This is a genomic window from Bacillus sp. F9_6S_D1_P_5 (assembly GCF_054823925.1).
In genome coordinates this window covers 104,627-119,522 of the sequence record NZ_JBTREW010000016.1, presented here as the reverse complement: position 1 = coordinate 119,522, position 14,896 = coordinate 104,627, and the positions used below count along the sequence as shown (strand labels likewise).

Below are 14,896 nucleotides of genomic sequence, written 5' to 3'. Positions count from 1 at the left end.
TCTCCTTTTCCTCTTTTTTATCAGTGTTGACACATAAAAAGAGGTTCAGACACAAAAATAGGCTGTGGAGAAGACTTTCTCCACAGCCTGAAAAAAGAAGCTAATGAGATTAGCTTCTTTTTTATGTTTTATTTATTTCCACCAATCATCAAACATTGATGCTGGAACTTGTCTTTTATGTTCGCTCACTGTGTAACGTTTTTCAATTTTTTCTGCTACGTCAGCTGGAACTGTTTTACCTTCTAAATAATCATCTAGTTGATCATACGTAATACCTAACTCAGTTTCATCAGCTTGACCTGGTTTTTCATCTAATAAATCAGCTGTTGGCATTTTTAAGTAAAGTCGCTCATCCGCACCTAATTCTTGTAATAGAGCACGTCCTTGACGTTTCGTTAATCCCGTTAATGGTAAAAGGTCTGCACCACCATCTCCGAATTTTGTAAAGAATCCTGTAACAGCTTCTGCAGCGTGATCAGTTCCAATCACAAGTAATCCTTGTTGACCACCGATTGCGTACTGCGTAACCATACGGATACGTGCTTTCACGTTACCTTTATTGAAATCTGTTAATGATTCACCTAATAAGTTTTCGTATTGATTTGAGAAAGCATCAACTGTTGAAGCGATATCAAATGCAACAGATTGATCAGCTTGAATAAATTGCAATGCTAATTGCGCATCATCTTCATCTTTTTGTACTTTATAAGGAAGGCGCACGGCGATAAACGTTGCGTTACCACCTTCATTACGAATTTCCTCCACTGTAAGCTGAGCTAAACGTCCAGCTAATGTAGAGTCTTGTCCGCCACTAATTCCAAGTACAAACCCTTTCGCACCTGTTTTTTTTACATAATCTTTTAAAAAATCAACACGTTTACGGATTTCTGCTTTCGGATCAATTACAGGCTGAACATGTAATGCTTTCATAATCTGTTCTTGTAATGTCATTATGTTTCCTCCTATTCATATTAAAGCGGTAAATAAGTTTATATGTATATTGGTACATACTTCTATCCTTTATTATTTCGCAAAACTAACGAATATACAATAGGATACGTGTATGAATATGAATGTAGTCATTATAATGAAACTGTTTCATTTAAGCAATTTTTTTGAAACCTTTCAATAATGTAAGGTTTTTGTCATTTGAATCGATGGAAGCTATTTCCGCATTTTACTAATATGAGAACATAGTTAGCAGAAGGGCGGAGAAGTAATATGAACATTAGAGAACTCGCATACAGGAATGTAACGCGAAATAGACGAACATACTCAGCATATTTTTTAAGTAGTGCATTTGCAATTATGGCCTTTTTTGTGTACTCATTTTTTGCGTTTCATCCGGCATTAAGCGCTGGAGAATTGGGACGGTATGTATTCGTAAGTATGTCTTTTGCACAGTCCATTATTTACTTATTTACGTTTTTCTTTATTTTATATTCGATGGGAATGTTTTTAAAAACGAGAAAGCGTGAATTAGGAATTTTAATGATGTTAGGTATGACGAAATATCAATTAAAGCGTCTTATCTTCTTTGAAAATATTATGATTGGGATAGGGGCCATTATTTTTGGAATACTTGCTGGAATGATATTTTCCGGAATATTAATATTTGTAGCTCCGATGATATTAAAATTAGATATTTCTTTAGCGTATTACATACCAATGAAAGCCATTGTTGTAACGAGTATAATGTTTTTCGTATTATTCATGATTATTTCATTATTTAGTGCAGGAATGATTCGAAAAAATAAAATTATGAAATTGTTTAGAGGATCAGCAGAAGCAAAGCCGGAACCGAAAGCATCCATTATTTCTTCTATACTAGCGGTTATATTGCTTAGTGCGGGATATGCAGGAGCACTTATGTCACACGGTGCAATGGTATTTGTCATGATGATTCCTGTTACAACGGTAGTCATTATTGGTACGTATTTGCTGTACAAGCAGTTGAGTGTCTTTATTATTAGACTATGTAAAAAAAGTAAACGTTTCTATTGGACACAGACAAATATTATTACGTTGTCAGATTTAGCTTACCGTATGAGAGATAACGCAAGAATGTTCTTTATTGTAACTATTATTTCAACTGTAGCATTTTCAGCAATAGGTACATTAGTTGGTTTCACGTCAATGACGAAAGGGATTATGGAGAGACCTATTGCGTTTCAGTATCATTCTAAGCAAGGAAATAGTAATGAATCACAGCATTTGAAGATGATTGACGAAGGATTAAAGAAACATAGTATAGCAGCTTCTAAAACGAATATTTCAACGAAAAAGGCGGAGGAGCAGTCGTTAAGAAATGCCGTTTTCATAAGAGAATCAGATTATGAGAAATATGCGAAGTTAACAGGAGAACCATTTCAAACTGTAGCAAATAAAGAAGTTTTATTTTTAGCAGTCGATATACCAGGACCACCAATGAAGGAAAGAAAAGAAATTACTTTACCACATTTGAATGAATCTTTAAAAGTGAAAAAAGTTAATACTTCTTCATTAAGTAAAATACTAAGAGGTAACGTCTATGTAATCTCTAAAAATCAATATGATGCATTACAAGATGGATTTAAAGAGGAAAAAGATTATGTGTACAAAACAGAAGGAACGCAAGATGAAATAGAGGTTGGTAAAGAGCTTACTCATCAAATGAAGACTTATGAAGAACATGTAATGTTTAGTGCAGAAGAGTATGAACAAAATCAAAGTTTACAAATCGCAGGACCGATTCTATTTGTAGGTTTCTTTATTGGTATCGTATTTTTCGTATGTGCAGGAAGCTTCCTTTACTTCCGTTTGTTTTCTGATTTGGAGGATGATACTCGTTTATTTGAAATGATTCGAAAAGTAGGTTTAACGAGCGGAGAATTAGCGAAAGTAGTTACAATTCGATTGGCACTTTTATTCTTTGTTCCAATAGGTGTTGCAACATTACATGGAGCAGTAGCGTTAACTGCACTGGGACAGATGTTTGAGTACTCACTATTTAAAGAAAATGCGATTGTATTAAGTATTTTCGTAGGAATTCAAGTAGGTTACTTTTTACTGATAAGATCTCGTTATTTAAAACAATTGAAAGAGAGGTTACGTATTCGTTAACTGTGTTTTTTTAACTTGAGTACAAAATTTTCTAAAAAGAGACAAGTATTACCAAAAAGTGATAAAATGGAAAGAGCGAGGTGGAAAAAATAATAGAAAGTAAGGGGGGAGTAATATGAAAGCAACAGGAGTTATTCGAAAAGTAGACGAATTAGGACGAATTGTTATTCCTAAAGAATTACGTGATGTATTGGGAATACAAATCAAATCACCACTTGAAATTTTCGTAGAAGAAGACAAAGTCATTTTACAAAAATATCAACCTTACAATGCTTGTCAAATAACAGGTGATGTTTCAAATCAAAACATATCATTAGCAAATGGAAACATTACTGTTAGTATAGAGGGAGCGAAACATCTCATAAAAGAAATAGAGAAGTTTTTAAATAAGAGTGAGGCTTAGTCTTAATTTAAATTATTTTTAAAATTTCATATCATTCTTTAAAAACTATAAAAGGACCACTAAATTGGTCCTTTTATTTATCTCGTAATTTTTAGACACGAAAAATTACGAGATAAATAAAAGAGTAGTATAAAATTAGTAAGCTATATTGAGAAATATTTTTAAGGGAGGAATACGAAACGAATAAAACGAATGTTACATTTAAGCATTTTCAAAAGTGGTCTGAAATGAAAATAATTTATTTTCAGGAGGGATTACGATGAATAGTAGTACAGCGAATAAACAAAAAGGTATACAATTGATTCCTTTTACAGTCGAAAAGGTGGTTGAACAAGTAAATGAAATTCCACCAGGTGTACAACTCATTCATGCTCCGCAAGTATGGGAGAAGAGTGCGAAAGGAAAAGATATTGTCGTTGCCGTATTAGATACAGGGTGTGATATGAATCATATAGATTTGAAGGATCGCATTATCGGCGGAAGAAATTTCACGAAAGATTACGAAGGGGACCCGAATATTTATCTTGATAATAATGGCCACGGTACTCATGTAGCAGGGACAATTGCAGCGACTGAAAATGGTGTTGGGGTTTTAGGAGTCGCACCACTTGCTAAAATGTTAGTGTTAAAGATTTTAGCGGGAGACGGTTCTGGAAGTTATGAGCAAATTATTGAGGCGATTCATTATGCTGTAAATTGGAGAGGGCCTAATAAAGAAAGAGTTAGAGTTATATCAATGTCACTTGGTGGCCCGCAAGACGTTCCAGAATTACATGAAGCAATTCAAAACGCAGTAAAGCAAGATGTTCTCGTCGTATGTGCTGCTGGGAATAATGGAGATTGTGATGATAACACGGAGGAACTAGATTACCCAGGTGCTTACTCGGAAGTAATTGAAGTCGGCGCTGTCAATTTAGAACGAAAAATCGCATGTTTTAGTAATTCGAATCAAGAAATTGACTTAGTGGCGCCAGGTGATGAAATTTTATCTACGTATCTTGAAGGGAAATATGCGGTATTAAGTGGAACTTCTATGGCGACACCTCATGTCGCTGGAGCACTAGCATTGCTTATTAAGCAGTGTGAGAGGGAATATGATAGAAAATTATCAGAGCCAGAAATATATGCACAACTTATTAAAAGAACTGTACCTTTAGGATATGAACGTACATCTGAAGGGAATGGATTAATAGATTTATTAAAAGAATAGAAAATACTAAAAAACATCTCCTATTCATAGGAGATGTTTTTTAGTATGCTTCTGTCGCATATACCGTGGAATCTAGCGTTTAATTCTTTTTCACAAAATGGTTGACATAGCTATATCTATTTTTTTGAAGTAGAAGCTATGCATGCAATTAAAATGAAAATTTTGATTTACGTACAGGACCATTCTGTCCGAATTTTTTGGGGCTATCCGTCAATTATTACGTATCCTTTGTTCGGTAGTGATATCGAAAAAGTGTGCTTTCGCTAAGCTAAAAGCTAATGGAAGTGTATCGTTAGCCTTAATCTCGGAACGAGCGTTAATTCGCGCAATAAAGTTTTGATTTGAAAGTTTTCCATGAATCATCGTTTCAGCACCTAATAATTCAGCAACTTCTATTGTAATTTCGACTGTGGATTCAGGAGAAGATTGAAGAACGATAGGTTCATCATGAATGTCTTCAGGACGAATGCCGAGTATAATTTTTTGTCCATTATACCCTTTTTGTTTTAATGTTTTTAGTTGGCCATCTGGTACTTTGAAGCGGATATTTTCCATATGAAAATAGTTATCTTGTAATGTTCCGGTAAAGAAATTCATAGCTGGAGAACCTATGAATCCGCCAACAAATATGTTTTCAGGAGTATCATATACTTCTTTTGGAGTTCCGACTTGTTGAATGAGCCCATCTTTCATAACGACAAGACGTGATGCCATTGTCATTGCTTCTGTTTGATCATGTGTCACATATATAGTAGTCGTATTTAAACGACGGTGCAGTTTTGAGATTTCTGAACGCATACTTACGCGTAATTTTGCGTCTAAATTCGATAGAGGCTCGTCCATTAAAAATACTTTGGCGTCACGGACGATAGCTCTTCCTAGTGCAACCCGTTGGCGTTGTCCACCTGATAATGCCTTCGGTTTTCGTTGTAAGTAATCTTCAAGCCCTAAGATTTTCGCTGCGTCCGTTACGCGGCGATTAATTTCATCTTTCGGAAGTTTACGTAGTTTTAAACCAAACGCGATATTATCATAAACAGTCATATGCGGGTAAAGTGCGTAATTTTGAAATACCATCGCAATGTTGCGATCTTTTGGAGCGACATTATTCATACGCTCTCCATCAATGTAAAACGAACCATCAGAAATATCTTCTAAACCTGCAATCATACGTAGAGTTGTTGATTTCCCGCATCCAGAAGGACCGACAAATACGATAAACTCTTTATCTTCAATATGTAAATTAAAGTCGGAAACAGCAGTGGTTTTATTATCATAAACTTTAAAAATATGATCTAATACAAGTTCAGCCATAAATATTCACTCCTTTTTTGTAATTAATCGAATTATAAGATTATTTAAAGCGTAAGTAAATTGGCATTGTGCACAAAAAAATAAGAGGCTTTTATGCAAGTTTACAGATTTAAGATACGAGAAAGCTCCTATAGACGAAAGTTCATCTATAGATAAGAGAAATAAGTGAAAAGAGCTTCCAAGTCACGCAATTATAAAACGATGATGGTATAAGAAAAATGAATATTATATTGTCTTTCATGAGACATCTAAAGAAAGAAACGCCATATAAACTGCTACTGCACCTTCAAAAGTTTTAATATTAATTCCTGTTTTTTCAATGAATTTATCAATTCGATACTGTAAAGTATTACGATGTAAATATAATTGTTTCGCTGCAAGAGATACATTTAAGTTACATTCAAAGAATACTTTAACACTATCTATTAGTTCTTTGTCATTAGAAATGTGAGCTAATAATTGATTCGTGTATTTATTTCTTTCTTCTTTCGGTAATGAAATTATTAATTGATAAGGGAGCAGTTGTTCAATGTATGTAATTTTTTTATATAAATAGGGAGAAAGAATAGAAAATAGTTTTCGCTCCCATTGGTACAGATAAGCAAATTCAGTTGTTTGTGAATAGCGTTTCCCAACAAAGAAGGATAGGGATATAAAAAAGTCCGTTTCTAGTGTATCTAGGGCTGTTTGCAATACAGATTCTATCATGTTTTCTTCTAAGATGAGGACACCTGCTTGCGAAGTTTCCCATAACATTGTAGTAGGAAAAGAAAACATAGACTGTAAAGCATCTTGAAATTCATCTCTTTCTACTATAGGTTGTGTTGTGAAGAAGTGTAAAAAACGAACTGATAGTATAGAAATATTATTATTTTTGTATAATGCTTCATGCCACAATTTTTCTTTTTCTGTTTTATAAAATGTGTCAGTATGAATAGGTGTTAAGATAGATGAAAGCAATTGATGTTCTCTTTGGTGTAATCGGATTTTTCGAATCCCGACTTTGTTTCCGTCAACTAAAAACCAGCTATAATCTTCAGACAACACAGCTTCATTGATTTTGATATCCTCACCATAATATGTTTTTAATTGTTGAATCATAGGAACACTCTTCTTTCAAAAATTATAGTAACAATATAGTAAAGAAGTATAGATTCATTGTAATTATCTTTAAATTTTCGCACTAGAATCTAGTTTGTTTTTGCTAGAATTTATAGCGTTTCTGTATTGTGAAGGTGATAGAGTCGTTTCCCGTTTAAATGATTGTGCAAAGAATGATTGGGAAGAAAAACCGGTAATGGTTGAAATGTTAGAAATCGAATAATTAGTAGTTTCTAACAATATTTTACTTTCTCTAATACGAGTTTGAATTAAATATTCAATAGGCGAAACACCGACGAATTTCCTGAAAGAATGGGATAAATAATATTTATTAATATGACTGATGCTTGCTAATGTATCCAGGCTGATATTTTCGTGAAAATGCTGCTTAATATAGTTTTTAATAAATTCAATATCTTTATTAATTTTTTGAGTAGATGTTTTCTCTACATTAAAAGATTTTTTTCTCATCATTTTAAGTAGTAGAATTTCCAGAATATTTTGTATAATTAAGTTGTAATCTTCTTGGTGGTTTTCCACTTCCTCGACCAATTGCTGAAGATAGAAGAGAAAGTTTTTTTGATCCTGGCTATAATTATGAATAGTGACTGGGCTAGGATTTTCTAAGGATGAAAAGGACAGACCTTGAATACCAAGTGCGATGTATTCGAGTGGGTGATCTGTATCAGACTTTTCCGTGTGCTCGATATTTGGATTAATGATAATCAAATTGTGTTCTTGGACAGGGATTTCTTCTTTGTAAAAGATAAAAGTTCCTTTGCCCTTAGTAATATACAATAGCTCTGTAAAGTGATGAGCGTGAATGGTGCTATGCCAATCTTTATCGTATTTTGATTTTGTCATATAAAGAAGCTTTACTGGAAGATGGTTTCGTTGAAATTGTGGAATCTCATATACTTCATTGGACAAATGAATCTCTCCTTCGTAGACTTTTTATCTATTGTATAAAGATTTTAGTGGGATATGCAGTAAAAAGCAAGATATCTAAAAAACAGAACAAGATGTTTATTGTGAAAGCGTTATCTATTTTGTATTCTTTAATTATGAAAGGAAGATTAGGAGATGGGGGTAAATAGAGATGAAAAAAAAGTTATTGTTGTCTGGAATGACAGCTTTGTTATCTTTTAGTTTAATAGCTTGCCAAGGTAATACTACAAAAGTTGATAAATCTAAGGATGGTAAAGGCTCCAGTGAAAAACAAACCCTTCATGTGGCAACACTTGAATCGGCTTATGGTAAAGAGATGTGGAGCAAAGTGATTGACGCATATGAAGCTGCTAATCCAAAAGTTGAGGTTAAATTGACAGTGGACAAAAATCTTGAGGATGTCATAGGCTCAAATATGAAAGCAGGAAAATATCCGGATGTTGTGTTGTTGGCAACCGGGAGAAAACAGGCGCTAACAGAAACTTTGATTAAAGATAAAGCATTAGAAGACATTACCGATGTTTTTGATAAAAATGTTTATGGTGAAGATGTTAAAGTCAAAGATAAGTTAGTACCAGGGCTTACTGGTACACCTGCAACTAACCCTTATAATGACGGTAAAATTTATATGGCACCGATGTTCTATAGTCCAACTGGATTATTTTATAATGCTAGTTTATTAAAAGAAAAAGGTTGGGAAGTGCCGAAGACTTGGGACGAAATGTGGGCTTTAGGAGATAAAGCGAAAGCAGAAGGGATTTCATTATTTACTTATCCTACTACAGGCTACTTTGATACATTCTTCTACTCTTTACTACTAGGGGTGGGCGGACCTGAGTTATTTAATAAAGCTATGAAATATACAGATGGTGTTTGGGAAACTTCTGAAGCAACAAAATCTTTTGAAATTATCGGAAAATTAGGAAAATACACAGAGCCAACTACTGTTGCGAATGCAAATGATAAAGACTACAAGAAAAATCAACAATTGATTCTCGATAACAAAGCTTTGTTTATGCCAAATGGTACGTGGGTAGTTGGTGAAATGAAAGAAGCTCCTCGATCTAAAGGGTTTGAATGGGGCATGATGGCTTTACCGACAATTGATGCTAATAGCGACCGTTATGCATTTACTTTCTTTGAGCAAATGTGGATTCCTTCTGCAGCTAAAAATAAACAACTTGCTAAAGATTTCATGACGTTTGTTTATTCGGATAAGGCAGCTGAAATTTTTGCTGAGTCGAGTGCGATCCAGCCTATCAAAGGCCTTTCTAATAAACTGACAGGTGAAAATAAATCATTCTATAGTATCTATGATAATGGAGTGAAAGTGGGAATAGGTGGATTTGCTGCAACGAAAGCTGTTGAAGGTGTAAGTATGCCAGATACATTATTTAGAACGATTGACAGTGTTGTATCTGGTGATAAAAAGGTGAAAGATTGGCAAAGCTCTGTTGAAAAAGTGAGTGACCAATTACGGTCTGCATTAAAATAAATTCGTTTTCACTATGTACAATGGTGAGTCGCCTAGTCTCACCGTTGTACTTATTAACTGAGGTGATGGCATGAATAAGACAACAGAAAAAAGAATTTTTATTTTTGTTTGTACTGCACCCGCACTAATCCTGTTAGCCGTTTTTATGATTGTTCCTACGATTGAGGTATTCAGGATGTCCTTATATAAGTGGGGAGGATTTTCTAATAATAAAGTATTCGTTGGGCTCGATAACTTTAAGATTTTATGGAATGATATGAATTTCTTTCGATCTCTCCAAAACAGTATTGTATTAATTGTTATTGTGACAATTATCACGATGGTGATGGCGATCTTATTTGCTACTTTGTTAACGAGAGAAAAAATAAAAGGTAAAGGCTTCTTTCGAATTATATTTTATCTCCCTAATATCTTATCAGTTGTAGTTATCGCGGGAATATTTTCTGCAGTTTATGATCCGACTACAGGATTGTTAAATAATATACTTGCTTTATTTAACCTTGAAAATCTTCAAAAGATGTGGCTCGGCAATCAAAAAATTGCTATTTACAGCATTGGCGGGGCACTCATTTGGCAAGCGATTGGTTACTATATGGTCATGTATATGGCGGCAATGGCAAGTATTCCGGAAAGTTTTTATGAAGCATCCGCTTTGGAAGGGGCTGGACGGATCAGACAATTTTTCAGTATTACTTTACCATTAATTTGGAATAACATTCGGACGACGTTAACTTTCTTCGTTATTAGTACGATTAATTTAAGTTTTCTACTCGTTCAAGCAATGACTGGCGGGGGACCTGACGGATCGACGGAAGTGTTTTTAAGCTACATGTATAAGCAAGCTTACACTAATTCTTCTTACGGTTACGGTATGGCTATTGGAGTGGTCATTTTCCTATTCTCATTCGCATTATCTGCAATTATAAGCGGTGTCACTAAAAGGGAAGTGTTGGAGTATTAAGGAGGTCCAAAACGATGGAAACACAAAAAAGAATGACTACAGAAACAGCTTATCGAGATCCAAAAATGATGGAAGCCGAAAAAGAAATGATTGTAGAAGCAGCTTATAAAGCCCAAAAAACAGTTAAGCCCCAAAAAGGTATGACTACAGAAGCAATATATCGCTGTTTTATATATGTAGCACTGATTACGTTAGCAATTTCTATCATTATTCCTGTTGCATGGGTTTTCTTAGCCTCAGTGAAGAAAAACTCGGAGTTTTATGGAAGTCCTTGGGCCATGCCGAAAAGCTTCTATTTTCAAAACTTTATCGATGCTTTCCAAAAGGCTAACATGGGTACATACATGTTGAATTCAGTCATGGTAACTGCGTTGGCTCTGGTCATTTTATTGATTGTGGCCTTACCAGCAGCATATGTGTTAGCAAGATATACTTTTAGAGGAAGCAAATTAATAAATACTTTTTTTAAAGCTGGGTTATTCATCAATGTGAACTACATTGTTGTTCCAATTTTCTTGATGTTATTGGACGGAGATACCTTTTTACAAGACCAGCTTGGTGAAGGATTTCTACTAGACAATTTATTTATTTTAGCTGTCGTATATGCGGCGACGGCGTTACCATTTACCATTTACTTGCTGTCTAGTTTTTTTCAATCTCTTCCATCCACGTATGAGGAAGCGGCATTGGTCGATGGTGCCGGATATTTTAAAACAATGATTTCAGTCATGATTCCGATAGCTCGTCCAAGTATTATTGCCGTCATTTTATTTAATTTTCTTGCCTTTTGGAATGAATACATTATTGCCTTAACATTAATTCCAGGACCAAATAAAACGTTACCTGTTGGATTAATGAACTTGATGGCAGCTCAAAAATCTGCTGCGAACTATGGTCAAATGTATGCAGGTATGGTTCTTGTCATGCTACCAACTTTGATTTTATACATCATTGTTCAAAAAAAATTAACACAAGGAATGACCCTTGGTGGTTTAAAGGATTAGAGGAGGATTTACATGAAAAAGAAAATAGGCCGTGTTACTTTACCGAGTGAAGAAAATTTCCTTAAGGAAACAAAAGAATTGATGGAACGATGGGGTGCGGATGCGATTCGCGATAGTGATGGAACGAAACTAGATGATGAAATTAAACAGTTGGATGCGAAAATTTATACGACCTATTTTGTTGCACGAGCTCACAATGAGTTCGCAGAGAAGCACATGGATGAATGCCAGCAACTTTATTTAATGAGCTTGTTCAATACTGCGCTTACTGACAACCTTGAAATTGATTTTATGAAAGGCTACTTTGAGGAACAATTAAAGCCGGATTACATTCACAGTCCTAAAAAATACTGGGAGGTAATCGATCGGACAACAGGAGAAATTGTTGACGTTAATGATTGGGAAGTAAACGAAGAGAAAAATTGTGTTTTAATTACGAAGGCGATTCCTTGGCATGAATATACAGTTTCATTCCTAGTCTATGCGATTTGGGATCCAACTCAAATGTACAATCATATAACTAATAATTGGGGCGATAAGCCACATGATATTCCTTTTGATGTCAGGCATCCGCATTCTAATAAATTTATGAAAACCTATTTAAAACAATGGCTGACAGAAAATCCAGATACAGATGTGGTCAGATTTACAACGTTTTTCTATCATTTTACTCTTGTGTTTAATAATCTTGGCAAAGAGAAATTTGTTGATTGGTTCGGATATGGTGCTAGTGTTTCAGTTACAGCTTTGGATGCCTTTGAAAAAGAAAAGGGCTATCGCTTAAGGCCAGAGGACATAGTTGATCAAGGTTATTATAATACTGCGTTTCGAATTCCAACTCCTGCGTTTTTAGATTATATAGATTTTGTTCATAAGTTTGTTGCTGAAGAAGCAAAGAAACTTGTGGATATCGTCCATGAAAGTGGAAAAGAAGCAATGATGTTCCTTGGTGATAACTGGATTGGTACAGAACCATATGGAAAATACTTCGAAAATATCGGATTGGACGCAGTTGTAGGCAGTGTGGGCGGCGGAGCTACATTACGTATGATTGCAGATATACCGCATGTTCGTTACACAGAAGGGCGTTTCTTACCGTATTTCTTCCCAGATACGTTTTACGAAGGTAACAACCCAACGATTGAAGCGAATGAAAACTGGTTAACGGCGCGAAGAGCTTTACTGCGGAATCCTGTTGATCGTATCGGCTATGGCGGTTATTTAAGTTTAGCTTATCAATTCCCGGAATTTATCTCCTACATTGAAAAAGTTACTGAGGAATTTCGTGAAATTCATGACACGATTAAAGGCGTTCAAGCATACAGCGGTCTTAAAGTTGCAATTTTGAATTCATGGGGCAAGTTGAGAACTTGGCAAACACATATGGTTGCGCACGCTCTATGGTATAAACAAATTTATTCTTATTTAGGTGTTTTGGAATCCTTAAGCGGGGCTGCCGTGGAAGTTTCGTTCATTAGTTTTGATGATGTCATTAACGAGGGGATACCTGAGGATATTGACGTTATCATTAATGCCGGCGATGTAGGCACAGCTTTTTCAGGAGGGGCTAATTGGATTAATGAAAAGTTAGTCACTACAGTCAGGGCCTGGATGTATAATGGCGGGGGTTTCATAGGTATTGGCGAACCGACAGCTTATCAGCATGAAGGACATTATTTTCAATTGGCAAACGTCTTAGGTGTTGACAAAGAATTAGGGTTTAGCTTATCAACAGATAAATATTTTATTAACCCTGTCGAAAATCACTTTATTTCTGCTGATAGCACCCAATTTGATTTTGGTGAAGGAATGAAAAACATTTATGCGTTATCAGATAAAACCGAAATAATCGAATATTCGAATGGAGAAGTTCACCTTTCTAGTCATCCGTTTGGAGAAGGCAGAGCTGTCTATATAGCAGGGCTGCCATACAGCGAAGAAAATACACGTCTGCTGATGCGCGCGTTATACTATGCTGCTAATAAAGAAGGAGAATTCCAAAAGTATCATGCGAGCAACATTTATTGTGAAGTCCATGCATATCCATCTATTCAAAAAATGGCAATCGTTAACAATTCAATGATCGAACAAACAACGGCTGTCTACGACGGACAAGGAAACAGGAAAGAAGTGACGTTGGCACCTAGTGAAATTAGATGGGAGGATTTTTCAAATGAAGGCTAATATTTTATTTATTATTAAAATTGTTGTGTTTATCGTATGCCTGTCTTTAATTATTTTTTACCAGAAGACAGCTGGTAAATTCGAACTAGGTATGATGTTGATTGGGTTAGCTGGTCTCTTAGGGTTACTTTATGACTACAATCGAAAATACGTATAAATTAACTAGGGCAAGTGAATTGATCAAGGAATCGCACATGTATGTTCAACGATAACAAGTATAGAAAATTACTCAATACTTCAAATACAAACCTAGGGGTGCGGACAAATGAAAAAGGCAGTCGGCATTGATATTGGGGGAACGAAGATTGCAGCGGGAGTCATTTCGGATACAGGCGAACTGCTTGAACACGTGGAAATAAAAAGTGATCCTTCAGACCGAGAAAAAATGTTTGGTAGAGTTGTAGAAGCTGTGGAACAAGTTCTCAAAAAATCATCGATTTCCATCGCTAATATCGAGGGGATTGGTGTTGGGGTACCGGGAAAAGTAGATCGAGAGAAGGGAATTGCCGTTTTTCAAAACAATTTACCTTGGGGACAGTTTCCTATTTCAGTTCGTTTGCAAGAGCAATTTGGTATTCAGCGGATTACGATTGACAATGATGTCTATATGGCAGCTTATGCCGAATGGAGAGCAGCGCATGTAAAAGAGGATGAAACCTTTGTCTATGTGACCATAAGTACGGGAATATCTTGTTCTATCATTTATAAAGGCTCATTTTTTAGGGGGGCAGGATTTGCTGGAGAACTGGGTTTGATTCCTGTCCTCACGAAGGGGGGCAATGAACGATTAGAAAAAATTGCTGCTGGGCCAGGGATTCAGAGAATAGCCGAAAGGGAGTTACAGGTAGATACTATTTCAACAAAGGATGTTTTTGCTAGTTATATAAATGGAGTACCAGAATATCAGTCCATCATCAATGAGGTAACTGATTATTTAGCTCAAGGTCTTTATAAGATTTCCTGTTTATTAGATCCGCATAAAATGGTTTTTGGTGGCAGTGTCATTGTGAAAAATCCATTTCTACTGGAGTTGATTAGAGCGAAGTTAAAAAGTTATCAGCTTCCTGAGCAACAACATCTTTTGGAGCAGATGAGCATCAGTACATTGGCGCAAAATAATGGAATTATTGGTGCAGGATTACGAGTATTCGAAGGTAAGTAATGGGGCCGCGCC

Annotated in this window: 13 protein-coding genes; 9 read left to right on the top strand and 4 right to left on the bottom strand. The window is 35.4% G+C overall.

All coding sequences use genetic code 11. The features are described 5' to 3' along the window. Positions 1 to 132: 132 nt before the first annotated feature. Positions 133 to 951 (bottom strand): ammonia-dependent NAD(+) synthetase, encoded by an 819-nt coding sequence (gene nadE / locus ACUXEY_RS19660; RefSeq protein ID WP_461301391.1) that lies wholly within the window; start codon positions 949 to 951, stop codon positions 133 to 135. 270 nt (positions 952 to 1,221) lie between these two features. Here nadE and ACUXEY_RS19655 point away from each other — a divergent pair, with 270 nt between their 5' ends. From ACUXEY_RS19655 to ACUXEY_RS19645, 3 genes are all read left to right on the top strand, one after another. Beyond that, positions 1,222 to 3,102 (top strand): ABC transporter permease, encoded by a 1,881-nt coding sequence (locus tag ACUXEY_RS19655; protein WP_166704538.1) that lies wholly within the window; start codon positions 1,222 to 1,224, stop codon positions 3,100 to 3,102. Positions 3,103 to 3,217: 115 nt separating this feature from the next. After that, the gene (locus ACUXEY_RS19650) at positions 3,218 to 3,505 is read left to right on the top strand and encodes an AbrB/MazE/SpoVT family DNA-binding domain-containing protein (RefSeq protein ID WP_166704537.1); all 288 of its coding nucleotides are present in this window, start codon (positions 3,218 to 3,220) and stop codon (positions 3,503 to 3,505) included. Between the two features lie 259 nt (positions 3,506 to 3,764). Then, positions 3,765 to 4,715 (top strand): serine protease, encoded by a 951-nt coding sequence (locus ACUXEY_RS19645; RefSeq protein WP_461301390.1) that lies wholly within the window; start codon positions 3,765 to 3,767, stop codon positions 4,713 to 4,715. 210 nt (positions 4,716 to 4,925) lie between these two features. Here the strand turns inward: ACUXEY_RS19645 and ACUXEY_RS19640 are convergent, their stop codons facing one another. The 3 genes from ACUXEY_RS19640 to ACUXEY_RS19630 all read right to left on the bottom strand — a co-directional run bounded on the left by ACUXEY_RS19640 (position 4,926) and on the right by ACUXEY_RS19630 (position 8,060). Then, on the bottom strand, positions 4,926 to 6,029 hold the full coding sequence (locus ACUXEY_RS19640) for an ABC transporter ATP-binding protein (protein ID WP_461301389.1): 1,104 nt from the start codon (positions 6,027 to 6,029) through the stop codon (positions 4,926 to 4,928). A 237-nt stretch (positions 6,030 to 6,266) separates the two neighbouring features. After that, a complete protein-coding gene (locus ACUXEY_RS19635) occupies positions 6,267 to 7,130 on the bottom strand; it encodes a PucR family transcriptional regulator (protein ID WP_461301388.1) in 864 nt (287 codons plus the stop codon). A gap of 69 nt (positions 7,131 to 7,199) precedes the next feature. Further along, the gene (locus ACUXEY_RS19630; RefSeq protein WP_461301387.1) at positions 7,200 to 8,060 is read right to left on the bottom strand and encodes a helix-turn-helix domain-containing protein; all 861 of its coding nucleotides are present in this window, start codon (positions 8,058 to 8,060) and stop codon (positions 7,200 to 7,202) included. Between the two features lie 169 nt (positions 8,061 to 8,229). Between ACUXEY_RS19630 and ACUXEY_RS19625 the strand changes: the two genes are divergently transcribed. The 6 genes from ACUXEY_RS19625 to ACUXEY_RS19600 all read left to right on the top strand — a co-directional run bounded on the left by ACUXEY_RS19625 (position 8,230) and on the right by ACUXEY_RS19600 (position 14,884). After that, positions 8,230 to 9,573, top strand: a complete 1,344-nt coding sequence (locus ACUXEY_RS19625; RefSeq protein WP_461301386.1) for a carbohydrate ABC transporter substrate-binding protein — start codon at positions 8,230 to 8,232, stop codon at positions 9,571 to 9,573. A gap of 70 nt (positions 9,574 to 9,643) precedes the next feature. Beyond that, on the top strand, positions 9,644 to 10,534 hold the full coding sequence (locus ACUXEY_RS19620; protein WP_440166117.1) for a carbohydrate ABC transporter permease: 891 nt from the start codon (positions 9,644 to 9,646) through the stop codon (positions 10,532 to 10,534). Between the two features lie 14 nt (positions 10,535 to 10,548). Beyond that, positions 10,549 to 11,538, top strand: a complete 990-nt coding sequence (locus ACUXEY_RS19615) for a carbohydrate ABC transporter permease (RefSeq protein WP_461301385.1) — start codon at positions 10,549 to 10,551, stop codon at positions 11,536 to 11,538. Between the two features lie 12 nt (positions 11,539 to 11,550). Then, entirely contained in the window at positions 11,551 to 13,722 is a 2,172-nt protein-coding gene (gene gnpA / locus ACUXEY_RS19610; protein ID WP_461301384.1) for a 1,3-beta-galactosyl-N-acetylhexosamine phosphorylase, read from the top strand. Beyond that, positions 13,712 to 13,879, top strand: a complete 168-nt coding sequence (locus tag ACUXEY_RS19605; protein WP_440166123.1) for a DUF6903 family protein — start codon at positions 13,712 to 13,714, stop codon at positions 13,877 to 13,879. Before gnpA ends, ACUXEY_RS19605 begins: the two co-directional genes overlap by 11 nt. A gap of 108 nt (positions 13,880 to 13,987) precedes the next feature. Then, on the top strand, positions 13,988 to 14,884 hold the full coding sequence (locus ACUXEY_RS19600) for an ROK family protein (protein ID WP_461301383.1): 897 nt from the start codon (positions 13,988 to 13,990) through the stop codon (positions 14,882 to 14,884). Positions 14,885 to 14,896 lie beyond the last annotated feature (12 nt).